The organism is Ruegeria sp. AI3, from assembly GCF_056541245.1.
Genome location: NZ_JBQFYA010000003.1, coordinates 168,123 through 191,692, shown reverse-complemented (window position 1 = coordinate 191,692; position 23,570 = coordinate 168,123). Strand labels below are relative to the sequence as shown.

Below are 23,570 nucleotides of genomic sequence, written 5' to 3'. Positions count from 1 at the left end.
GAGGAGGATATCGTCAAATCGTCTTACACAATCGCACGATAACGACACCTTATCACCGCAAAGACGTCACAACCGCCCTCAGGGCCTCGACCGTTGGCAATTCCGGATCTCGGATCAGGGTCGCCAGGCAAATCGGTTTGCTGACCACGGGGTCAATCAAGGGCAGCACTTTGGCCCCCTTCAGATCGCCCAGAGATCGCAGCAGAACACGCGGAACCACAGTGGCCGCCAACCCCTCACGTGCCATCACCATCGAGGCGGTAAAGCCGCTGGTTTCGGCCACCACATCCGGGTGCAGCCCCTGATCCAGAAAGATCCGATCCAGAATACGCCGGTTCTGCATCTGCGGAACCAGCAGGCTGAGGGGGAAATCAGCGACCTTGGCCCAAGGGATCGGGCCGGTGTCCTCGACCATATGCGCAGGGGCCAGTAGGACATAGGTTTCCTCGTAAAGAGGCTGCACCTGCCGCAAATCGGTGCCGATACTGTCGCCGTAGGTCACGCCCGCATCCAGGCTGCCTTCGTCCAGCCGATGCTGAATGGCCGAGGCCGACATGGTCTCGATCCGGGTTACGATCCGCGGATGCGCTTTACGCAAATGTTTCGTCAGTCGTCCGGTAAAGGCGATGGCGGTCGGGATCACACCCAGCATCAACGTTCCGGTGATCTCACCCTTTGCGGCCTGCACCTGCTGCTCCAGCGCCTTGGCATCATCTAGAATGCGCCGCGCGCGCAGGACGATCATCTCACCCTCTTCGGTCAGACCCTGAAACCGGTTGGCACGCCGGACAATCGAGACACCCAGCCGGTCTTCAAGATTGCGGATGCGCATCGAGAAGGCAGGCTGGGAAATCCCGCATTCCTCAGCCGCTTTGGCAAAATGCCGATGCCGCGCGAGGGCACTGAGGAGTTGGAGGTCTCGGATTTCGATCATGGAAGGGTTTCTCGGACGGCAGGCTACAAACAATACTAGCGGGGTTTTCAATGCGCAGAAACGCGTAATACGACGGGAATCTCAGCGTAGCGCGACTATGCAAGGCAAAATACTAGCAGGCAAACTCCCCGAGATGGTACCTGAATGTCAGAGAAACGGACTTTGCCGACCTTCCCACTTTGTACTTGAACGACCGTTTTCGGATTTCGAGACCAACTCTTCGTCCTAGCCGTGCCAAGCAAATGGGAACGTGACACTGGCTATGACGGCTTGCCATCTGATTCGCGAGCGAGCATTCCCCGATGCACAGACATTCGCTTCCGATTCAACCAACCCTTCGCCGAGATCGCACGATCCCTTGGGAGAGCGTCAAACACGCTCGCAATTTCAGCCAGCTCAAAAAGATCATTTTTTTCTGATTGGGCGAAAGCTCTGATCATGGTCACGAGCAGAATTCAGTTAGCTAGCATTTCCGAAAGCTCGCCTGCTCCTTTTTGCAGGATGTTCAGAAAGGACAGCAGGCTGTTGACGTCGTGGCGTTGGGTTGGGGCATGTACCGAAAGTGTGCCTACCAATCTACCTTGACCATCACGAATAGGCACAGCGATGGCCGTCATTCCAGCCATGAATTCCTCATCATCTGTCGCGTAACCGTTTTCAGCGATTCTGCAGATTTCCTCGCGTAGTGCATTAGGGTTCGTCAGGGATTGTTCGGTCTGAGGTTGTAAATTTCCTGCGGAGAGAAACCCATCCAAGGTCTTCTGACGAAGGGTAGACAGGTACATTTTGCCGCTAGCTGTGCAGTGGAAGGGCACCTGAGTACCGATTGGCAATTGGATGCGCAGCGGCCATTTCGTTTCAACCCGGTCGAGGTAGATCATCCCTTCCCGGTCTGGAATGGCTAAGTTGCAGGTCTCACCCACGTTTTCGGCGACGCTGCGCAAGATTGCCAAACGCGCAGTGCGCAAGTGTTCGGCAGACATGGTATTGACCGAAAGCGACCGTAGCCGGCGCCCAGGACCAAACGAGCGGCCATCCAGATCTCGTTGCAGAAAACCCTCGGCCTCTGCGGTTTGCAGCAGACGGTGGATTGTGGGCTTCGCCAGTCCCAATGTCTCGATTAGGTCCGATGGTTTGACGGCGACCCCGCGCCGCGCCACCTCTTCAAGGATGAGAAGTAGGCGCAGGTTGGTCGGGATCTGAGTTTCTTTGTCTTGTGTTTCCGTCTCGGCCATCCCGCAACATTCTAGTTATTTGGCAGCAGGATCAAGGCCAGATCTGGCACAAGCGACACCAAGATCCATACCGACAGCAAAGCCACCAGATAGGGCACCGTGTATCGCAAAAGCCGGAAATAGGGTACGCCGGTCACTCCCGATGCCACATAGAGGTTCAAACCGTAGGGCGGAGTGATAAAGCCGATAGACGCGCCCACCAGGAAGATTACCGAGAAATGGATCGGATCTATCCCAACCGAGGCCGCAATTGGCGCGAGTATCGGCGCAAGGATGATCGTCACGGGCAGGCTTTCCAGCACCATCCCCGAGAAGAAGACGATCACCATCGAGGTAAACAGAACCGCGTGGTAGCCCCCCATTGAGGTTACAAAATTCCCGATGGTTTCTTGTGCGCCCAGCAGCGACAGGATTTGCTGCATCACCACTGAAATTGCGATTAGCGGTGCGAGGATGCCTGTGATCTGGGCTGACCGGATGACAATTGAGGGGATCTCGGGGATCGTAAAACCTTCGACCACGAACATCTCGGCATAGCTTTTTTCCGTCGGCGGAATATCGTTTCGTGCGCCCATGATCCGGTTGATCGGATAGCTGACCAACCCGGCGATCACACAGAAACCAACGGTCACGCCAGCCGCTTCGGTCGGGGAGAATTTTCCCGTATAGATACCCCACAGAACAAGCCCGATGGCGAAGAAACCCAGCCATGCGCCGAACGCGGTTTTCAGCACCCGATTCAGTTGTAGTGGGATCAGATGCCCCCAGCCGTTCATTCGACAGATGATCCAGCAGGCAAACTGCATACCAAAAACCATCAACGCACCGGGCAGGATACCCGCGACGAACAGCTCCGAAATCGGCAGGTTCATCAGGAACCCATAGACGATGAAAATAATCGACGGCGGAATGATGATCCCCACCGTGCCCCCCGCCGCCGCAGTGGCCGCGCTGAACCGCTCATCGTAACCGCCCTTGACCATCTCCGGGTGCAGCATGGACCCAATGGTGGCCGTCGTGGCCGAGTTCGAGCCCGAGATAGCGGCGAACAAGCCACACGCCCCCAAAGAGGCCATTGCCAATCCGCCGCGTATCCAGCCCAGACAGGCATAGGCGAAGTCGCTGAGCCGCCTCGCGATGCCGGATTTGTTGATCAAGTCTCCTGTCAGGATGAACAGCGGCATCGCCAGCAAGGCGAAACCTTTGTTGAATACATTCAGCAACTCGGCGCCCATATTGTCGAGCGTCAAGCCAAGGACAAACGAACAACCGATGACCCAGTAGCCGATGACCAGCAGAACCGGTACGCCCAGCATGAATAGAAAAGTGACCCCAAGCGAGATCAGTGTGACCATGGTTCCATCTGTCATTAGTCTGCTCCGATCACGGCCTGCTTGATGAGCGGCTCGCCTGTTTTCCAATTGTGCAGATCATCCGCGAGGTTTTGAAACACGCGTCCAACCATCAAGAAGAAAGACAGCGGTGCAGCCAAAAGAAACCACCACTGCATGACGTTGTCGGTACCCAGTACGATCTGGAAATTTGACGCAGACAGGGCGACCAGTCGGGTTGTGGTGACAATCACGATCACCGCGAAAATAAACCACAGAACCGCATCAAGGATGAGGCAAGTGAGTTGCCCTGCCCTCGGCATCGCGGTGCGGAATTCACTGAAACTCAGATGCGTGCGAAGGCGTACGTTGTAAGACGCCCCGAACCACGCCATGACCATAAATAGCAGGGGTGGAATGGTCGTTGACCATGGCTCTTGGTCGTTAAACACGAAGCGGTCGATCACACCCCAGAAGATGATTAGTGCAATAGCAAGATAGGAATAAACCATCACCGATCGTTCAAGATGGCGTTCTATGAAGGGCACCTTTCGATAGATCAGCATGACCAGAAGCCCGCCAAGTGCGGAGGCAACTGCACCCAGAACCCAAGCAGCGTCAGATTCCAGAGCGGATTGAATCTCGAACGAATCCTGGCTGAGAAAGGCGCTGAAGATCGCGCCTATGTCTGCCCATAACGACATGTACCCCGTCCTCCCAGTCGGTGTGTTTTTTTGGAACCGGCCCGTTTGAGGGCCGGTTCACATCAGCTTATCAGGCTTGGCCCATCCACCAACGGCGCGGCTCGACATTTTCCGGCAGGGTATCGGCCGGAATTTCACGCGCGATGTCGTAGATTTCCTGATACGTATCGATGCCGCCAGCCCATTTATTCAGGCGTTCACGCCACTGCGCCCAAGGCTCAGGATTATAGTTCGGAGCGCACATCTCTTCGGCCAGCTTGATCTGATCGTCCGGCAAGAAGGCCGGGCGGACACCGTTTTCGGCAAAGATCGTGTTGGGAAGCTGCGGCTCTGAGAAGCCAACTGTGTTCAACAACGCAGCCTCATTCGCACCTTGGATCAACGCCTGAGTGAAGTAGGAAGACTCCATCACTGCGTCTTGCAACTCGCCTCCGAGGCTATCGAAGACCTTGGCCGACATTGAGGTGTGCTCGGTGCCGCAGAAGAACTTCAGGTTCACCGATTGCGAGACCACCGGCGCCATATTGGCGTAAGCCACCGCAGAGGCCCAAGTTTCAGCCCCGTCAATCAGGCCTGTTTTCAGAGCGTCCAGTGTCTCTTCCCAAGCCACCGGAACCGGGTTCAGGTTCAAGAGCTGCATCGCAATCCGGCCCAACTGCGTGCCGGTCACGCGGTTCTTGGTGCCGAACAGCTCTTCCAGTTTGGTTACTGTGGGCTTGTCCGCAAAGGTCGAGCCCATTTGCAGGCCGCGCAGTTCGCAATGGGTAAACAGGAACTTCAGCCCATGCCGTTTCTCCAGGGGGTCGCGGAGAATGCGCTGGCTCGCGGGGCTATAGAAGAAATGGTACTGCGCCGCGCGGCTCGGGAACATATAGGCGTAGTCCAACACGTTCAGATAAGGCGCGCCACCAGCCGAGTTTTGGGTCGAGGCGGCGTAGATATCGACGATTCCCTGCTGGGTTTTTTCAACACAGCTAAGTTGTCCGCAGATCTGATTGTCGCCGATGAACTCGATCCGAATCTCACCATCTGTGCGTTCTTCCAGATCACGCGCGAACTCGATGGCCCCGGCACGTTCGATCAGAAGGTTGCGAGTGTTGAAGCCTGAAGCGCCAAACTTCAGCGTGTGCTTGGGTTCTTTTGAGAACCGCTTTTCGTATGTGGATTCAGCGGCTTGCGCCAGGTTGGCTAAGCTCATCGCTCCACCAAACCCGCCGGCTGCCAGCAGAGTCGAACTCATACCGTAACGGCCCGCCACGCGGAAGAAATCCCGCCGCGAAATACCACTTAGTTTCTTACCGATCTCCATTGCTTACCTCCCTGATCGCAATTATTGAGACGTTTTGTATCAAAAAAGGCTAGTATATTTCTTACATCTTGCATAGAGTTTTTTCGACGGCGTGAGGAGGAGGCAGTCATGGAAGTGGATTATGCGGTTGTGGGCGCCGGGTCTTCGGGCTGCGTCATTGCCAACCGGCTGAGCGCTAATCCTAACACGACCGTTGCGCTACTTGAGGCAGGTGGCCGCGATACAAACCCATGGATTCACATCCCCGTTGGCTACTTCAAAACCATGCACAACCCATCGGTCGATTGGTGTTATCGCACCGAACCTGATCCTGGTCTGAATGGTCGATCCATCGACTGGCCACGCGGCAAGGTACTGGGCGGGTCATCCTCATTGAACGGTTTGCTCTACGTTCGTGGGCAGAAAGAGGACTATGATCGCTGGCGGCAAATGGGCAATGAGGGCTGGGGCTGGGACGATGTCCTGCCCCTTTTCAAGCGCTGCGAAGACCAAGAGCGAGGTGAAGACGAGTTCCATGGCGTTGGTGGGCCCTTGTCCGTATCCAACATGCGTATTCAACGCCCGATCTGTGACGCGTGGGTGGCCGCAGCGCAGGCGGCGGGCTATCCGTTCAACCCCGATTACAACGGCGCGGAACAAGAGGGGGTGGGGTATTTTCAACTAACCACCCGCAATGGCCGCCGGTGCAGTGCAGCCGTTGCCTATCTGAAACCCATTCGGGATCGACAAAACCTAAACATCATTACAAATGCGCTCGTAACGCGCGTGGTTCTGGAGGGAAAGAAAGCAACCGGCCTGGTGTACCGGGATCGCTCTGGAACAGAGAAAACTCTGACCGTCCGGCGCGAAATCATTCTGTCCGGCGGAGCGATAAACTCGCCGCAAATCCTGATGCTTTCAGGGATCGGAGACCCAGACCACCTGAAGGAAAACGGTATCGAACCCCTGCACGCCTTGCCTGGTGTTGGCAAAGGACTGCAGGACCACTTGCAGGCTCGATTAGTGTTCAAATGCAATGAACCGACACTGAATGATGAAGTCCGCAGCCTGTTCAATCAGGCGCGTATCGCCCTGAAATACGCACTGTTCCGTGCTGGTCCTATGACCATGGCCGCCAGTCTTGCCACCGGGTTCATGAAAACCCGCGAGGATGTAGAGACGCCCGACATTCAATTCCACGTTCAGCCTTGGTCCGCCGACAGCCCTGGCGAGGGTGTTCATCCGTTCTCAGCCTTCACCATGTCGGTCTGCCAACTGCGCCCTGAAAGCCGGGGGGAGCTACGCTTGAACGGCCCGGATCCATCTAAATATGTCAAAATTATACCGAACTATCTGTCCACTGAAACGGATTGCCGAACCATTGTTGACGGGGTGAACATCGCGCGCAGAATAGCCAAGCATAATCCTTTGGCCTCGAAGATTTCAGAGGAATTTCGACCTACGGCTCAGCTGAGTTGCGACGACTATGAAGGCACGCTGGACTGGGTAAGATCAAACACCGCATCCATTTATCATCCAACCGGCACTTGCGCGATGGGAAGCACCGAAGCATCGGTCGTAGATGCAAAACTAAAAGTACATGGTATAGCAGACCTGCGTGTGGCCGACTGCTCAATCATGCCGGAAATCGTCAGTGGTAACACCAATGCGCCCGCCATCATGATCGGAGAGAAGGCTAGTGATTTGATACAGGCAGATGCGTGAGACAAGAATGGAGGGAAAGGTGTTTGATCCCTCGGTTTGGCTGTTTGCTCTTCTCTCTGGAAATAGAAAACCAACATTGGGTCTCCAGTTATTTACCCTTGCGGCATCCGCTTTTAATGGGATTGAACTGGTCAACATGATCCGAAAAGGCAAATTCACGCCCGGAGTCTCGGTGTTCCAGTAGTTCGCCAACTTGGCAGGATAATTGATACACTTGGCAACTCCGTTCGGTGGCACGAACCTGCCCTGCGCCGGGCTTGTATTGAAAATCAATAGCGCGGACGAAGCTGCCATTTTCAGGCCGTTCAGTTGTGTAGATACGGTCGACGCTATTGACGATGGTTCTGCCCAGCTGAAGCTTAGACGAGTAAATTCTCGCTACCCATTGAGCTTGCTTCGCTACGCTTGTGGTTTCTTACCAGACTCTTCTTCTTTGGACATGAAGCTTACGGTAAGAATTGAATCCTCGACCCACAACTTGCAGAGGTAACTTGTGTGATCAAGGGCATTTCGAAGCGGACCATCATCGCCGGCTTGCTAGGTGTAACGGTGGCAATCAGCGCCGGAGTTGTTTGGTTCACTATGTATGGACCGGGGTCGTGGACTGACAACATATCCAATCGCGACCTCATTGATACGACGCCAGATGCTGGCCTGCCTAGAGAAGCGAACGGACAATCCGCCAAACTCCTCTCGGCCTTCCACGGGCTTGACGCACTTCCACGCGTCTCAAATGTGATTTGCAGGGGGTCTGAGGGCAACACCGGAATGCCAGTGATCTTTTCTACTGAGATAGACATCGCGACTATGCAGGCCGGGGATTTTAAAGTCACAACTCGGTCAGGCGCGTCGGGGAAGATGCACTGCGCGTCCGTTCTCCCAGCTACAGACCCAGGTGAGTTGCGCACGGTTCTTTTGATAGGGCAATTGGGACCCGCCGAAATCGACCCACCGGCTAGGGTTGACGTTATCGGGCATTTGCATTCGATCGACGGCATGCTTGATTTTCAGGGAGCTAATGCATCGGTGATACCCTTAGAAGACGGACCATCGATTGTTTTGGCCGAAGTCGTGGAGGACTGGACATTAGTCGGCACTTTGGGCCCGCGTCGCGTAAGGGGTAGCCTCTGCCCGACCGAAGGCGTCGTTCAGGCGATCCGTGTAACGTGGGAAGGGGGTGTGACGCTGAAGGATGGCAGCGAACCAGGTGAGGCAGAACGCGATCTATACACTATCACCGTCGAGGCACCCGATGGGACCCGTCGTGAAGTGAAGCCGCTCGCGCTGGCCAACCTGGGTGACGGGGACAACAATCACATGCTTTGCATGGACACGACAGATCGGCCCATGTCAGTGTCCTTTCCAGAAGGCGTCTTTACTGACCCGAACGATGATTTGAACCCAGCGACAAAGATTGACGTAACTCCGTATCGGTAAACATCCTGGCATGACCACTCCGCAGTCTTAGAGTATTTGGATACATCGCCTCATGCTGGTGCGTTGTAAGGTACAATAGGTTTGAGCGATGGAAGCCGAACAGAAGGACCGTTTAGGGCTAAAAGCGGTAGTGGCTCAGATGCTCGTTCAATGGCACTCAAGCATTCGAGTAGTGAAGGTGCTGATGCTCAAGTATTGAACAAGAAATGCATCACATCGCCGTCCTTGACGATGTAGCCCTTACCCTCAGCCCGCATCTTGCCTGCCTCTTTCGCACCCTGTTCGCCGTTGGCGGCGATGTAGTCGTCATAGGCGATGGTCTCGGCGCGGATGAAGCCTTTCTCGAAGTCACCGTGTATGACGCCTGCTGCCTGCGGCGCTGCGGTGCCGGTGCGGATAGTCCAAGCGCGGGCCTCTTTCGGGCCGACGGTGAAATAGGTTTCCAACTTGAGCAGATCGTAACCGGCGCGGATCAGACGATCGAGGCCGGGTTCTTCCAGACCCATTTCGCTTAGGAACATCTCGGCTTCGTCCTCTTCCAGCAGGCTGATCTCTTCTTCGATCTTGGCGCTGATGATGACGTGCGCGTTCCCCTGCGCGGCGGCCATTTCGGCGACTTTGGCCGAGTATTCGTTACCCTCGGCGGCTTCTTCCTCGGACACATTGCAGACGTAGAGAACCGGTTTTGTCGTCAGAAGTTGCAGCATCTTCCACGCCTTGGCGTCTTCGTCCGAGACCTCAACAAGACGCGCGGGCTTGCCGTTTTCCAGCATCTCCTGCGCCTCTGACAGCAGACGGTCCTGCTGCTGCGCCTCTTTGTCATTGCCTTTCAGCTTGCGCACCAGATTGGCGCGGCGCTTTTCGATGCTTTCCAGATCAGCCAGCATCAGCTCGGTCTCGATCGTGTCAGCATCGGCAACCGGATCGACCCGGCCGTCCACATGGGTCACATCACCGTCTTCGAAACAGCGCAGAACATGGGCGATGGCGTCAGTCTCGCGGATATTGGCCAGAAACTGGTTGCCCAGCCCTTCCCCTTTCGAGGCCCCCTTCACCAGACCGGCGATATCCACAAAGGTCATCCGCGTCGGGATGATCTGCTTCGAGGCCGCAATCGCCGCAAGTTTGTCCAACCGGTCATCAGGCACAGCCACGTCGCCCACATTGGGCTCGATGGTGCAGAACGGGAAATTCGCGGCCTGAGCGGCTGCGGTTTTGGTCAGCGCGTTGAAGAGGGTTGACTTGCCCACATTCGGCAAACCCACGATTCCCATTTTAAAGCCCATGACGGTCTCCTGATGCTTTTCGCGGCTGCTTCTAGGCGGGTCAGGGTGAATGCGCAAGCCAATGTGGCCGGAGAGCGCCCTTCACCCTCACGCTGGATTCACGGATTTGTTCCTCTGTTGTGTTCGCGGGCGCATTGAAAAGAGACCATTGGAATAAGCACGTGAAAAGGAACATCGAAGACCAAACGGAAATGTTCCTATGAAGAAACTCCTCGCTTTTTCGGCTGTTCTGGCCATAAGCGCCGGCATGGCGCATGCCCAGTCCATTATTCTAGGGGCTGGTTTCGCAGATTTCTCGGACAGCGACTCGGATGATCATGCGCTTATCGCTCTGGAATACCAGCACCGTCCGCTTCATCAGGCCACCCGGTTCAGCGTTGGGTGGGGCGCAGCCCTTTCGATCGACGAAGCGGGCGATACCCATATCGGCGCGGGTCTGGTTGGCCTCTATTCTCTGAACGACCGCTGGTTTCTGGAAGGCAGCGTTATGCCAGGCTACTTTTCCGAAGCCGACGAGCTGAACGATCTGGGTGGCAGCTTTCAGATCCGCAGTCTTCTTGGGGTGGGTTACACACTGGACAACGGCAACAAGGTGTCGCTGGCGATCACCCACAAATCCAACGCCAGCACGCAACAGGATAATCCGGGCGTCAACGCCCTGCTTTTCCGCTATCACTTCGCGTTCTGACGCTTTGCAGCTCAGGCGGGATTGATTTTCGGCAAAACTTTCTGCACATCAGGTCCGAACCTGACTGCAAGGACATGCCATGACCCGTATCGACGCCAAGTTTGCCGCTCTGAAAGCCGAGGGGAAAAAGGCCTTTGTCGCCTATGTGATGGCAGGCGACCCGGACTATGAGACCTCGCTTGAGGTTGTCAAAGGATTGCCGGGTGCGGGCGTGGATGTGATCGAGCTTGGCCTGCCCTTCACCGACCCGATGGCGGATGGGCCGACGATCCAGCTTGCAGGTCAGCGCGCGTTGGATGGCGGTATGACCCTGCAGCGCACGCTGGATCTGGCGCGCACATTCCGGGAAACAGATGACACAACCCCGATTGTTTTGATGGGCTACTACAATCCGATCTACAGTCGCGGCGTTGACGCGTTTCTGGAAGATGCCAAAGCTGCGGGCATCGACGGGCTGATCGTCGTCGACTTGCCGCCCGAAGAAGACGAGGAGCTTTGCCTGCCCGCACAAGCCGCAGGTCTGAACTTCATCCGCCTCGCGACACCAACCACCGACGACAAACGCCTGCCGCGCGTGCTGCAGAACACCTCGGGCTTTGTTTATTACGTCTCGATCACCGGAATCACCGGAGCGGCGGAGGCGCAGGCCACCAATGTCGGCCCGGAGGTCGCCCGGATCAAATCCGCCACCGACCTGCCTGTCATCGTTGGCTTTGGCATCAACACGCCCGAGAAATCGCAAGCCATCGCCTCGGTCGCGGATGGGGCGGTTGTTGGCTCGGCTATCGTCAGCCAGATCGGCGCGGGCAAGCCAGTGGCCGAGGTGCTGGATTTCGTGAAGTCCCTCGCGGATGGTGCCCATTCTGCGTAAACCCCGACGATCAGGTTGCTTTTAAGACGCGGCTGACCTGGAACAGCCGCGTTTTTTGATTGCGCGATAGCGTTGCGAACCTGCCCTCTGGCCGGTTACACAGTTCGGGACAATTCAAGGAAGGTTCCCGAACATGCCCGTGATTACGACGATTGAAGACCTGCGCCGGATCTACGAACGCCGAGTGCCGCGCATGTTCTACGACTACGCCGAAAGCGGCAGCTGGACCGAGCAGACCTTTCGCGAAAACAGCTCGGATTTCGAGAAAATCCGCCTGCGCCAAAGAGTGGCCGTGGATATGGCGGGCCGGTCGACCGCGTCGCAGATGATTGGAGAGGACGTGGCGCTTCCGGTTGCGCTTGCCCCTGTCGGCTTGACCGGCATGCAACACGCCGACGGGGAAATGAAGGCAGCCAAAGCAGCCAAGGAATTCGGCGTTCCTTTCACTCTTTCCACAATGTCGATCAACTCAATCGAAGATGTGGCGGAATACACAAACAAACCGTTTTGGTTTCAGCTCTACACGATGAAGGACGAAGACTACGTCAGCCGCCTGATCCAGCGGGCCAAGGATGCAAAATGCTCTGCACTCGTGATTACGCTGGATCTGCAGATTCTGGGTCAACGCCACAAAGACCTGAAGAACGGCCTTTCTGCCCCGCCGAAACTCACACCCAAAACCATCGCCAACCTGATGACGAAATGGTCGTGGGGAATCGAAATGCTGCAAGCCAAGCGGCGTGAGTTTGGCAACATCGTTGGCCATGTCGAAGGTATCTCTGACGCCTCATCGCTGGGCGCGTGGACGGCTGAGCAATTCGACCCCAGCCTCGACTGGACAAAGGTCGAAAAGCTGATGGAGCAATGGGGCGGCAAAGTGATTCTGAAAGGCATACTCGACGCCGAAGATGCCAAGATGGCCGCCAAACTCGGCGCGGACGCTATTATTGTGTCGAATCACGGCGGCCGCCAACTGGATGGAGCGCTGAGTTCAATTCGCATGCTGCCCGAGATCATGGACGCGGTCGGCGGCGATGTCGAAGTGCATCTGGACAGCGGCATCCGCTCGGGTCAGGACGTCCTAAAGGCTTTGGCACTGGGGGCAAAGGGCACCTATATCGGGCGTGCTTTCGTCTACGGGCTAGGCGCGATGGGTCAATCCGGCGTGACGACCGCCTTGGACGTCATTCAGAAGGAGCTTGATACCACGATGGCCCTGTGCGGCGAGCGCAACGTTGCAGATCTGGGTCGCCATAACCTACTTGTACCCGAAGATTTCGGCGGGCGCTGGCAAAGCTGAACCGGCCTAGGGGGCGCTGCCCCCGCCGCCCCTGAAGGGGCGACCCCCCCGGGGTATTTTTTGAGCAGACGAAGCAACGGACGCTTCGCATCTTCTTCTGTTTGAAAGTACCTCGGAGCGCGAGGCAGCACCTCGCAAAATACCGCTTTCCAAACCGCAAGAAACAAGATAAGGACGCGGCTTCACGCGGGCATACAGCCTTGGAGGATGCCCGCCCTAACATTGGAGAATATATCATGGCTGGAGAGATTCCTGATCTCGTAGCTCTGGAACGGACGGGGACAGGCAAGGGCGCCGCTCGTCAGACCCGCCGCGAAGGCATGGTTCCGGGCGTTGTTTTTGGTGGCGACAAAGATCCGCTGGCAATCAAGATCCCGTTCAATGAACTGTTCAAGCGCCTGAAAGCAGGCCGGTTCAAGTCGACCCTGTGGAACCTGAAGGTTGAAGGCCACGAAGACGTACGCGTCATCTGCCGCGACGTGCAGCGTGACGTCGTCAAAGACCTGCCGACCCACCTGGACCTGATGCGCCTGCGTCGGACCACCAAGATCGCGCTGTTCATCCCGGTTGAGTTCGTCAACGAAGAAGCGGCCCCCGGCATCAAGAAGGGCGGCGTTCTGACCGTTGTCCGTCCGGAAGTCGAACTGATGTGCACCGCTGGCGACATTCCTGAGAAGATCACCGTTGATCTGACAGGCATGGAGATCAACGACGTTGTCACTATCTCGTCGGTAGACCTGCCCGCAGGCACCAAGCCGACCATCGACCGTGACTTCGTGATCGCCAACGTTTCGGCACCGACCGGTCTGTCGACCAGTGACGACGAAGAAGGCGAAGAAGTGGCCGCGGACGAAGTAGAAGTCGTCGGCCAGGAAGAAGCTGAAGAATAAATCCGAATTCGAATTGTCGGATTGTGAAACGGGGCCCAACATCGGGCCCCGTTTTCTTTTGACACCGGGCTGGAAAACGGATGCCATTTCATGCCATCACCCCTCTGCGCTGAAGGCATGCGAAAGAGGATTTAGTCATGAAGCTATTTGTCGGATTGGGGAACCCGGGATCGAAATATACCCGCAACCGGCACAATATCGGCTTCATGGCGCTGGACCGGATTGCCGAAGATCACGGTTTCGGCCCTTGGAAATCCAAGTTTCAGGCCGAGATTGCTGAAGGGCGTCTTGGGCACGAAAAGGTGCTTCTGATCAAGCCGCAGACTTTCATGAATCGCTCGGGTCAATCCGTGGGCGAGGCGATGCGGTTCTACAAGCTCGACTCGACTGACGTGATCGTTTTCCATGACGAGCTGGACCTTGCGCCCGGCAAAGTGCGGGTCAAGGCGGGCGGTGGTCATGCAGGGCATAATGGGCTGCGATCCATTCATGAGCATATCAGTCCGGCCTATGATCGGGTGCGTTTGGGCATCGGGCATCCCGGACGGAAAGAGATGGTCTCGCCCTATGTTCTGGGTGACTTTGCCAAAGCCGATGGGGACTGGCTGGAAGACGTACTGCGCGGCGTTGCAGACGGCGCGGGCCATCTTGCGGATGGTGACGGCGGCAAGTTCATGAATGCGGTGGCTTTGCGTACTGCGCCGCCCCGCTCTTCCACCTCGCCAAAGCCCGAAAAAACGGCCCCAAAACCTGAGGCGAAGCCTGTGCCCGAAGACGACAACCGCTCGGCCATGCAAAAGCTCTTGGACAAGTTCAAATAGCCTGCGCCCTTGGTGCCGTAAGGTCTTGATTGCGGAATGCGGCGTCTCGCGCTCCTATATCAACGGAGAGGGAGGCATTTCATGAAAGCTCTGTTCAAATGGGTGTTGCGGATCACTCTGGCACTGGCCCTGGCCGCAGTGGTTGTCGGCGTCTGGAAGCGCGAAGAGATTCAACGTCTATTGGCCGTGAACTCTTTGTTTTCCGAAGAGAAGATCGTCCAGAACTTCTCTCACATGGACGAGGCTTTCCTGACCGCCAATCTGCCTCGAGGCAACGGCCCAACATGGGAGCTGCCTTACGGCCCCGGTTTTGACCTGCCCGAAGGGACCGATGACTGGATCGAGGATCGCGCCGTGACCTCGCTTCTGGTGATGCAGGACGGCCAGATCCGGTTCGAAGAATACTATATGGGGACGGGTCCCGACGATCGCCGAATCTCCTGGTCGGTGGCCAAAAGCTATCTTTCGGCGCTTCTGGGGATTCTGCTGGACGAAGGCGCGATCACATCGCTTGACGATCCGGTGGTGAAATACGCGCCCAACCTGACCGGCAGCGCCTATGAGACCGCCTCGATCCGCAACGTGCTGAACATGGCCAGCGGGGTTGTCTTTGACGAGGACTATTTTGACCCGAACTCTGACATCAACCGGATGGGCCGTGTTTTGGCCCTCGGGGGCGAATTGGATGATTTCACCATCGCGCTAGAGGACAGCTTCATCGAACCCGGGGAGAGCTGGCAATATGTGTCGATCGACACCCATGTCATCGGCATGGTGATCCGTGGCGCCACCGGGCGCAGCGTCACGGAGCTGATGACCGAGAAGATCGTGCAGCCCCTGGGGCTGGAACGCGATGGATACTATGTCACCGACGGGGCAGGCGTGGCTTTTGTGCTGGGTGGTCTGAACTTCACCACGCGCGACTTCGCGCGCTTTGGCCAAGTGATCCTGCAGGGCGGAGAGCATGACGGCGAGCAGCTGGTGCCCTCAGAGTGGATCAAGGAATCGACCTGGCCCAGCGCCCCGACCGAGCCGGGAAAGATCGGCTACGGCTATCAGTGGTGGATCCCCGTTGGTGCGCATGAAGGAGAATTTCTGGCCCGTGGGGTCTATGGGCAATATATGTATTTCGACCAGCCTCGTGGCGTTCTGATCATGACGACCGGTGCGGATCGCAAATTCCGTGATCCGGGCGTCAACGAACAGAATGTCGAAATGTTCCGCAGTATCGCGCAAAGCCTGTAAGGTGAGCCTCATGCAGAAAGAAGACAGCATCAATGTTCTCGGCGGCGTCCTTGCCGATTGCTCGAAAGACCCGTTGACCGGGTTCTTCCGGGATGGGGCCTGCAACACCTGCATCGAGGATCAGGGCAGCCACACTGTCTGCGCCGTCATGACGGCTGAGTTTCTGGCTTATTCGAAATACGTTGGCAACGACCTCAGCACCCCTCGACCCGAGTTCAACTTTCCGGGCCTCAACCCCGGGGACAGCTGGTGTCTTTGCGCCGGTCGCTTCCTTCAGGCGCATGACGAAGGCTGTGCGCCCAAGGTCCATCTTGAAGCCACGCATCAGCGCGCACTTGAGATCGTGCCGCTGGACATCTTGCGCCAACACGCAGCGCGCGCCATTTGACGGCGGGCGGGGAATACTCTCTATACCAACAGCCAGCCGACATTTCGTTTCGCCAGCCTGAATCAAGACAGAATGGGAATACCATGAGCTTTATAGCAATGAACCGTTTCAAGGTCCGGCCCGGCAGTTAGGCCGATTTTGAAAACATCTGGAAGGAACGCCAGAGCCGTCTGAACGAGCTGAAAGGGTTTCAGGAATTCCGCCTACTCAAAGGGCCTGAAGGCGACGGATATCGCCTGTATTCCAGCCATGTGATTTGGGATAGCCACGCAGATTTCGAAGCCTGGACCAAGTCGGAACAGTTCCGCGACGCGCATAAGAATGCAGGCAACAGCAAGACCCAATCCGCCTTGATGGGCCCGCCGCAGTTCGAGGGTTTCGAAACCGTCCTAAAAGAGGGCTAGAGAAAAACCGGCCCTTTCTGGGGGCCGGTTCCATCAACTTGACCGAATATTAGTCCGCCGTGCGGCCTTCGGTGTCCGACATGTCGAAGTTCAGGTACTTGGCGACAGTCTGCACGTCCTTGTCGCCACGTCCGCACATATTCATGCAGATCAGGTGATCCTTCGGCAGATCCGGTGCAATCTTCATCACGTGGGCCAGTGCGTGGCTGGGCTCCAGCGCCGGGATGATGCCTTCGGTGGCACAGCACAGTTGGAACGCCTCAAGCGCCTCTTTGTCAGTGATGGCGACATAGTTCGCACGACCGATATCGTTCAGCCAGGAATGCTCAGGCCCGATGCCCGGATAATCCAGACCGGCCGAGATCGAATAGCCTTCGAGGATCTGGCCGTCATCGTCCTGCAGCAGATAGGTCCGGTTGCCATGCAACACACCCGGACGACCACCGGTCAGTGAGGCGCAATGCTCCATCTTCTCGTTCACGCCTTTGCCACCTGCTTCGACGCCGATGATGTTGACGTCCTTGTCGTCGAGGAAGGGGTAGAACAGACCCATCGCGTTCGACCCACCACCGATTGCGGCGATGATCGTGTCAGGCAGACGGCCCTCGGCCTTCATCATCTGTTCTTTGGCTTCCTTGCCGATGATCGACTGGAAGTCTCGCACCATCGCCGGATAGGGATGCGGACCGGCTACAGTGCCGATGCAGTAGAACGTGTCGCGCACATTGGTCACCCAGTCGCGCAGCGCGTCGTTCATCGCGTCTTTCAGTGTCCCACGGCCTGAGGTTACGGGAATCACCTCGGCCCCCAGCAGACGCATGCGGAACACGTTCGGAGCCTGACGCTGCACGTCATGGGCCCCCATATAGACGATACATTTCAGGCCGAATTTGGCACAGACGGTGGCGGTGGCCACGCCATGCTGCCCTGCCCCGGTTTCCGCGATGATCCGGGTCTTGCCCATGCGACGCGCCAGAATGATCTGGCCCAACACATTGTTGATCTTGTGCGCGCCGGTGTGGTTCAGCTCATCACGTTTGAGGTAAATCTTCGCCCCGCCCAGATGCTCGGTCAGGCGCTCGGCGTAGTACAGAGGCGACGGGCGGCCCACATAGTTTGCCCAGAGGTCGTCCATCTCGGCCCAAAACGTCGGATCATCTTTGGCTTTGTCATATTCCTCTTCCAGCGACAGGATCAGCGGCATCAGCGTCTCGCTGACAAAACGCCCACCGAAAATGCCAAAACGCCCCTGTTCATCAGGGCCGGACATGAAGGAATTGAAAAGATCGTTGGCCATGGAAGTCTCCCGCGTCGTATCCGTTGTTCATAGGAGGTAGCGGCAGGTTTTGCCATGGGCAAAACGCCTCATTCGGCAGCCAAGGTATGATGCCGCCAAAGCTCAAGCGCTTGCTCAACCGTTGGGATCCCTATGCAAGGGAAATGGTGGAACTGGTTCACATCCGCCAAGCGGTTCGCCTCCAGCATCAGGCGACGGTGCGGGCCTGATTGGGCGAAGGTCAGCATCGCCTCGATATCGTGCCAGACGCTGAGCGAGAAATAGAGACCGTCTTGACGGAAAGTCGCCGCATGCAGGCATAGCGGATCGCCCCGCGCTTGCCGCAAGGCCTGCCTTGCTCGCCAGAAAAACTCTGGCGCGTTGTACCAGTGTTTCAGAGAAACGCCGCCTATTGCCGCCAGCATGTTTTGTACCCCTCCGTCGAGAGATACGGCGCGAATACGAGATCAGATCACTGCGTCGCGTCGATAAATGCCTTCATTAGGGCGGCATCTTTCACCCCCGGCGCGCTTTCGACGCCGGATGCGACATCAACCTGACGCGCGCCAGTCATGCGGATCGCCTCGGCCACATTGTCAGGTGTCAAGCCACCGGCCAGCATCCACGGCTTGCGCCAGTATTTGCGCCCTGCCAACAGACGCCAGTCAAAAGCCAAGCCGTTGCCGCCGGGCAAAACGGCATTCTTTGGCGGCTTGGCGTCAATCAACAGCTGATCCGCCACTTCACTGAACGCATCAATGGCGGCAAGGTCAGCCTCATCGGCCACCCCGATCACCTTCATCACAGGCAAGCCATACCGGTCTTTGATCTGCTGCACGCGTTCAATCGACTCGCCCCCATGCAGCTGCAGGATATCGAACGGAGCATTCTGCGTGATGTCGTCCAGCACCTCATCCGGGGCATTCACCACCAACGCCACCTTGGCCACGCCCGCCGGTACATGGGTCGCCAACTTGGCGGCCTGCTGGGGCGAGACATAACGGGGGGATTTGGCGAAGAAGTTGAACCCCAGATACCGCGCGCCTGCATCAACCGCAGCGCGCACGTGATCAGGGGCGGTCAAACCGCAGATTTTGACAGACACATCAGGCATTGCTTTGGCTCAGCTTGCCTCATCCAGAATGGCGAGAACCTCGTCCTTGCCTTCATTCTGCTTTTTCTTGAGCTTCTTGACCTCGCGCTCAAGCTTGCGAACTTCGCCTTTTTTGACGGTCGCATCACGACGATGCTTATGCTCGCGCATCCATTCCCACAGGAACCCGATGACCAGACCGGCCACAACGCCGCCCAGCACCACCAGAAACAGCGGTAGAGAAGTGGACAGGTTGAAACCCAGCAGCTCGGCCAGAGGGTCGGGCATCAGCTTGAGTTCAACGGATTCTACGTTAGCAAGGGAAACCGAGACCAAGATGATCCCCAGTGCCCCCAGGAAAGCATATCGAATGTAGCGCATCATAAGGTCAGGCTTTACCGTTCAATCGGTCCCTAAGCAACTTACCCGTCTTGAAAAACGGCACACATTTTTCTTCGACCTGCACAGTTTCGCCGGTGCGCGGATTGCGACCCACGCGGGCGTCGCGCTTTTTCACCGAGAACGCGCCAAATCCGCGAAGCTCGACCCGGTCGCCACGCGACATCGCATCGGTGACTTCCTCGAAAACTGTATTCACAATCCGCTCGACATCGCGTTGATACAAATGCGGGTTTTCATCAGCAATTTTTTGAATCAATTCAGAACGGATCATGCGCGCTACCCTCCCAGGCGACCGGTTTACCATCTCTAGTGTTCTGGACAGTATAGAAAAAAACCCGGTTCGGGGGAACGTAAACTCTGTGTGTAGAAGCTGCTATTTCGGGCAAACTCGCATGATTTTTAGCTTGAACACCCAAAATCCCGTTCATGCACATAGTATGTACATTTTAGCGCCCAATTTTGGAACTTGTTGATTCGCAACAAAAACGGCCCCGCACAGATGTTCGGGGCCGTTGAATTGTATCGGGTCAGAGACCGGGTTTAGTCGCCGGATTTCAGCGCTGCACCCAGGATATCGCCCAGCGATGCGCCCGAGTCGGAGGAACCGTACTGTTCCACGGCCTCTTTCTCTTCGGCGATCTCGCGTGCCTTGATCGACAGACCCAGACGGCGGGTCTTGCTATCGACATTGGTGACGCGGACGTCGACCTTGTCGCCGGTGTTAAAGCGCTCAGGACGCTGCTCGGCGCGGTCACGGCTCAGGTCCGAACGACGGATGAACGATTTCATGCCTTCGTATTCGACCTCGATGCCGCCATCTTCGATCGCGGTGACTTCAACGGTGATGACCGAGCCACGCTTCACGCCGCCCACGGCTTCGGCGAACTTGTCACCGCCCAGGGCTTTGATCGACAGCGAGATACGCTCTTTTTCGACGTCAACTTCCGAGACAACGGCCGAAACCATGTCGCCTTTGCGGTAGTTCTGGATCGCATCCTCGCCGCGCTCGTCCCAGGACAGGTCGGACAGGTGAACCATGCCGTCGATGTCGCCTTCGAGGCCAATGAACAGACCGAATTCGGTGATATTCTTGACTTCGCCTTCGACCTCGGTGCCCTCGGGGTGTGTTTCTGCAAACACTTCCCATGGGTTGCGCTGAGTCTGCTTCAGGCCCAGAGACACGCGGCGCTTGGCGCCGTCGATTTCCAGAACCATGACGTCGACTTCCTGGCTGGTCGAAACGATCTTGCCGGGGTGGACGTTTTTCTTGGTCCAGGACATCTCGGAGACGTGCACCAGACCTTCGACACCAGCTTCCAGCTCGACGAACGCGCCGTAGTCGGTGATGTTGGTGACGCGACCCTGATGGACCGAGCCCAGCGGGTACTTCGCAGCAACCAGATCCCACGGATCTTCTTGCAGCTGCTTCATGCCCAGGCTGATGCGGTGGGTCTCTTTGTTGATCTTGATGACCTGAACCTTGATGGTTTCGCCGATCGTCAGGATCTCGGACGGGTGGTTCACACGGCGCCATGCCATGTCGGTGACGTGCAACAGGCCGTCAACGCCGCCCAGGTCAACAAATGCACCGTATTCGGTGATGTTTTTGACAACACCCTCGACGGTCTGACCTTCGGACAGGTTGCCGATAACTTCGGCACGCTGTTCGGCACGCGATTCTTCCAGGATTGCGCGGCGCGACACAACGATGTTGCCACGGCGCCGGTCCATTTTCAGAATCTGGAACGGCTGCTTCAGACCCATCAGAGGGCCAGCGTCGCGCACGGGGCGAACGTCAACCTGCGAGCCGGGAAGGAACGCAACTGCGCCACCCAGATCGACGGTGAAGCCGCCTTTGACGCGACCGAAGATTGCACCTTCGACGCGCTGGTCGTCGGCATATGCTTTTTCCAGACGGTCCCATGCCTCTTCACGGCGGGCCATCTCACGCGAGATGACAGCTTCGCCACGGGCGTTTTCTGCGGCGCGCAGGTAAACTTCGACCTCGTCGCCTACAGCGATTTCAGGGGCTTCGCCGGGATTTGCGAATTCTTTCAGATCAACGCGGCCTTCCATTTTGTAGCCTACGTCGATGATGGCTTGGCCGGCTTCGATCGCCAGAACCTTACCTTTGACAACAGAACCCTCTTCGGGTGTGTCCATTTCGAAGCTTTCATTCAGGAGGGCTTCGAATTCCTCCATGGATGCGTTAGCCATGTGGCGTTGTTTTCCTTTACATACGTTTTTTCTGGCCGAGCGGTTGTTTCCGCCGGTCTTGTTTCATGATGTCCTGGGGCGTGATCCGGGGCGCATCTGACTACACAAACACAAAGGGCCGAGGTAACCCGGCCCTGCTCAGATACGTCATCCGGACGTTAACCGCCCTTGTTCAGACAGCGCGCGTATAGGCTGTTTCAGCCAGATACGCAAGGGCAAAGCCTAAATCTCGGCACCGCAACGGGTGTCGAAGAATACTCTGCCCATGCCTAAGCGCCCTAGAACAATTGCAGGTCCTTCGCACCGCTTTGGATTTCGGCCAGGTTCGGCATGTTCTGAACCACAACCGGAGCAGGCTTTGCGCCCGGCGTGGCCACAGTGGGCTTGACTGCAGCCGCCTTGCCAAAAGCTGGCTTCTTCAACTCACCCCGAATATCGCGCAGAAGCGTTTTGTGATCCGGCATTGTTTGCAGAATCTCATTGAGGTGCATGCGCGCGCCCTTCCACCAATGGAACCAGATCGGTTTCTTCAATGGACGCAGACGGTCGCGGATGCCTTCGCCATAGCCCGTATCATAGACCTGTTTGCCCAACAGAACCGTCTGGTAGACGCGGTGATCGAACAATGAGACGAACTCAATGTCATGTTCCATCGGCAAGCGATGCTGCCAAAGTTCAAGGTTCTCGGCCAACCGGTCAGGTAGTTTCATTTCGGTCCGCGCGTCGATCCAGTATTGATCATCGGTGCGGTTACCAAGGCGGTAGTGCAGACAGATGAACTCCAACACCTCGTTATAGAGCTTGTCCATCTGCCGGTTGTAACGCTTCCGCAAGGCTGGTTCGATGTCCTGCGTCGGCAGATGCTCGGCAAACCAGCGCACGGCATGGTCGATCATGTGGATCGCGGTGCTTTCCAGAGGCTCGATGAACCCGCCAGACAGACCGATCGCCACGCAGTTCTTGACCCATGCGTTCCGCACGCGCCCAACGCGCATCGGGATCACGCGCGGCGTCAGACCCTTGCCGCTGTCGCCCAGCCACTCAAGATATTCATCTGCTGCCTGATCATCCGTCCGGTGCGCAGACGAAAACACATAGCCCGTGCCGACTCGGTTGAAGAGTGGCACGCGCCATGTCCACCCCGCCCCAAGCGCGGTTGAGCGGGTCAGGCTTTCAATCTTTTCCGTATCCGGATGTTCAATCTGCAACGCCATGGCCCGGTCATTCGGCAGATAGTCCGAGTAATCCATGAAGGGTTCACCCAGAGCCTGATTGATGATCAGACCACGGAACCCTGTGCAGTCAATGACCATTTCGATGTCATGACGGCCTTTGCGCTCGAGCATCAGGTGACTGACATTGCCCTGCTCATCCAGCTCGACCGATTGCACCTCATCCTGAATATGCTCAACACCGCGCTTGGTGCAGACCTTGGTCAGCATGCCCGCGAACTTCACGGCGTCCAGGTGATACGCGTAACCAAAGCGCTGCTCGAATTCCGGTGCCCCCAAGGGCCGAGCGCCTTTGCACATCCGACCCAGATCATCATGCGGCGAAATGGACTGGGTGAAATCCCGATCCCCGTTGCCAAAACGCAGGAAATATTCGGCCGTCTCCAACCCCTCCAGCATCTGACCATGGGCAAACGGGTTCACATAGTCGATGCGATTGCCCTTGGCGTCCTTGTTCCAATTGCAGAACTTCACGCCCAGCTTGAATGAGGCATTGGTTTCGCGAAAGAAGTCCCGCTCGGAAATACCCGCCTGCCTGAGTGTGACCGGCATTCTGGGAACGGTTGCCTCGCCCACACCGACGGTCGATATATTGGGGCTTTCGATCAGGCAGATACGTGGGCGATCCTTGGGCGCGGAGGTGCGCGACAGCACCATCTCCAAAATCAACGCGGTCATCCAGCCCGCGGTCCCACCACCCACGATGGTGATTTTGCGCAAACGTTTGGTCATGTTTGTCTGTCCCTGTTGGCTTAGGGAATTTTGTGGCCACTTCCCCCTTTTTTGGAGGTTTCCGGCGGCCT

The 23,570-nt window shown here is 56.9% G+C and carries 23 protein-coding genes; 10 read left to right on the top strand and 13 right to left on the bottom strand.

Annotation, left to right across the window (positions count from 1 at the left end; translation table 11 throughout):
* Positions 1-52: 52 nt before the first annotated feature.
* The 5 genes from ACRZ95_RS06955 to ACRZ95_RS06935 form a co-directional block, all read right to left on the bottom strand.
* Positions 53-934 carry a LysR family transcriptional regulator gene (locus ACRZ95_RS06955; RefSeq protein ID WP_170676975.1) on the bottom strand — a complete coding sequence of 294 codons (882 nt, stop codon included), beginning with the start codon at positions 932-934 and terminating at the stop codon, positions 53-55.
* 455 nt (positions 935-1,389) lie between these two features.
* Positions 1,390-2,169, bottom strand: coding sequence for an IclR family transcriptional regulator (locus tag ACRZ95_RS06950; RefSeq protein WP_170676972.1), 780 nt, complete (start codon positions 2,167-2,169; stop codon positions 1,390-1,392).
* A gap of 11 nt (positions 2,170-2,180) precedes the next feature.
* Positions 2,181-3,539 (bottom strand): TRAP transporter large permease, encoded by a 1,359-nt coding sequence (locus ACRZ95_RS06945; RefSeq protein ID WP_170380872.1) that lies wholly within the window; start codon positions 3,537-3,539, stop codon positions 2,181-2,183.
* Positions 3,539-4,204 (bottom strand): TRAP transporter small permease, encoded by a 666-nt coding sequence (locus tag ACRZ95_RS06940; protein WP_170555588.1) that lies wholly within the window; start codon positions 4,202-4,204, stop codon positions 3,539-3,541. Before ACRZ95_RS06940 ends, ACRZ95_RS06945 begins: the two co-directional genes overlap by 1 nt.
* Positions 4,205-4,274: 70 nt before the next feature.
* A complete protein-coding gene (locus ACRZ95_RS06935) occupies positions 4,275-5,513 on the bottom strand; it encodes a TRAP transporter substrate-binding protein (protein ID WP_170380876.1) in 1,239 nt (412 codons plus the stop codon).
* A 108-nt stretch (positions 5,514-5,621) separates the two neighbouring features.
* Between ACRZ95_RS06935 and ACRZ95_RS06930 the strand changes: the two genes are divergently transcribed.
* Both ACRZ95_RS06930 and ACRZ95_RS06925 read left to right on the top strand, forming a co-directional pair.
* Positions 5,622-7,217, top strand: a complete 1,596-nt coding sequence (locus ACRZ95_RS06930; protein ID WP_170380878.1) for a GMC family oxidoreductase N-terminal domain-containing protein — start codon at positions 5,622-5,624, stop codon at positions 7,215-7,217.
* A gap of 495 nt (positions 7,218-7,712) precedes the next feature.
* On the top strand, positions 7,713-8,654 hold the full coding sequence (locus ACRZ95_RS06925) for a hypothetical protein (protein ID WP_480554716.1): 942 nt from the start codon (positions 7,713-7,715) through the stop codon (positions 8,652-8,654).
* Positions 8,655-8,842: 188 nt separating this feature from the next.
* Here ACRZ95_RS06925 and ychF read toward each other — a convergent pair whose 3' ends face one another.
* A complete protein-coding gene (gene ychF, locus ACRZ95_RS06920) occupies positions 8,843-9,940 on the bottom strand; it encodes a redox-regulated ATPase YchF (RefSeq protein ID WP_170676968.1) in 1,098 nt (365 codons plus the stop codon).
* A gap of 199 nt (positions 9,941-10,139) precedes the next feature.
* On the opposite strand from ychF, the gene ACRZ95_RS06915 reads away from it, so the two are divergent.
* The 8 genes from ACRZ95_RS06915 (at position 10,140) to ACRZ95_RS06880 (ending at position 16,547) form a co-directional block, all read left to right on the top strand.
* Complete coding sequence (locus ACRZ95_RS06915; RefSeq protein WP_170676967.1) at positions 10,140-10,628, top strand: acyloxyacyl hydrolase; 489 nt, start codon at positions 10,140-10,142, stop codon at positions 10,626-10,628.
* Positions 10,629-10,707: 79 nt separating this feature from the next.
* Complete coding sequence (gene trpA, locus ACRZ95_RS06910; protein WP_170477633.1) at positions 10,708-11,499, top strand: tryptophan synthase subunit alpha; 792 nt, start codon at positions 10,708-10,710, stop codon at positions 11,497-11,499.
* A 133-nt stretch (positions 11,500-11,632) separates the two neighbouring features.
* Positions 11,633-12,799 carry an alpha-hydroxy acid oxidase gene (locus tag ACRZ95_RS06905; RefSeq protein ID WP_170676965.1) on the top strand — a complete coding sequence of 389 codons (1,167 nt, stop codon included), beginning with the start codon at positions 11,633-11,635 and terminating at the stop codon, positions 12,797-12,799.
* A 236-nt stretch (positions 12,800-13,035) separates the two neighbouring features.
* Complete coding sequence (locus tag ACRZ95_RS06900) at positions 13,036-13,689, top strand: 50S ribosomal protein L25/general stress protein Ctc (protein WP_170472082.1); 654 nt, start codon at positions 13,036-13,038, stop codon at positions 13,687-13,689.
* A gap of 137 nt (positions 13,690-13,826) precedes the next feature.
* Positions 13,827-14,510, top strand: a complete 684-nt coding sequence (pth, locus tag ACRZ95_RS06895) for an aminoacyl-tRNA hydrolase (protein WP_170676963.1) — start codon at positions 13,827-13,829, stop codon at positions 14,508-14,510.
* 81 nt (positions 14,511-14,591) lie between these two features.
* On the top strand, positions 14,592-15,755 hold the full coding sequence (locus ACRZ95_RS06890) for a serine hydrolase domain-containing protein (protein ID WP_170676961.1): 1,164 nt from the start codon (positions 14,592-14,594) through the stop codon (positions 15,753-15,755).
* Positions 15,756-15,765: 10 nt separating this feature from the next.
* Positions 15,766-16,143: a DUF2237 family protein gene (locus tag ACRZ95_RS06885; RefSeq protein WP_170676960.1), complete on the top strand. Its 378-nt coding sequence runs from the start codon at positions 15,766-15,768 to the stop codon at positions 16,141-16,143.
* A 146-nt stretch (positions 16,144-16,289) separates the two neighbouring features.
* The gene (locus tag ACRZ95_RS06880) at positions 16,290-16,547 is read left to right on the top strand and encodes an antibiotic biosynthesis monooxygenase family protein (RefSeq protein ID WP_480554779.1); all 258 of its coding nucleotides are present in this window, start codon (positions 16,290-16,292) and stop codon (positions 16,545-16,547) included.
* 49 nt (positions 16,548-16,596) lie between these two features.
* On the opposite strand, the gene trpB is transcribed toward ACRZ95_RS06880, so the two are convergent.
* The 7 genes from trpB to ACRZ95_RS06845 all read right to left on the bottom strand — a co-directional run bounded on the left by trpB (position 16,597) and on the right by ACRZ95_RS06845 (position 23,499).
* A complete protein-coding gene (gene trpB, locus ACRZ95_RS06875) occupies positions 16,597-17,844 on the bottom strand; it encodes a tryptophan synthase subunit beta (RefSeq protein WP_170676958.1) in 1,248 nt (415 codons plus the stop codon).
* 68 nt (positions 17,845-17,912) lie between these two features.
* Entirely contained in the window at positions 17,913-18,248 is a 336-nt protein-coding gene (locus ACRZ95_RS06870) for a hypothetical protein (protein ID WP_170639260.1), read from the bottom strand.
* Positions 18,249-18,295: 47 nt separating this feature from the next.
* Positions 18,296-18,937 carry a phosphoribosylanthranilate isomerase gene (locus ACRZ95_RS06865; protein ID WP_170555615.1) on the bottom strand — a complete coding sequence of 214 codons (642 nt, stop codon included), beginning with the start codon at positions 18,935-18,937 and terminating at the stop codon, positions 18,296-18,298.
* A gap of 9 nt (positions 18,938-18,946) precedes the next feature.
* On the bottom strand, positions 18,947-19,297 hold the full coding sequence (locus ACRZ95_RS06860; protein ID WP_170378121.1) for a lipopolysaccharide assembly protein LapA domain-containing protein: 351 nt from the start codon (positions 19,295-19,297) through the stop codon (positions 18,947-18,949).
* Between the two features lie 7 nt (positions 19,298-19,304).
* Positions 19,305-19,589: an integration host factor subunit beta gene (ihfB, locus tag ACRZ95_RS06855; protein ID WP_008758048.1), complete on the bottom strand. Its 285-nt coding sequence runs from the start codon at positions 19,587-19,589 to the stop codon at positions 19,305-19,307.
* A 269-nt stretch (positions 19,590-19,858) separates the two neighbouring features.
* The gene (gene rpsA, locus ACRZ95_RS06850) at positions 19,859-21,535 is read right to left on the bottom strand and encodes a 30S ribosomal protein S1 (protein ID WP_170377709.1); all 1,677 of its coding nucleotides are present in this window, start codon (positions 21,533-21,535) and stop codon (positions 19,859-19,861) included.
* A 278-nt stretch (positions 21,536-21,813) separates the two neighbouring features.
* Positions 21,814-23,499, bottom strand: coding sequence for a tryptophan halogenase family protein (locus ACRZ95_RS06845; RefSeq protein ID WP_170676956.1), 1,686 nt, complete (start codon positions 23,497-23,499; stop codon positions 21,814-21,816).
* Positions 23,500-23,570 lie beyond the last annotated feature (71 nt).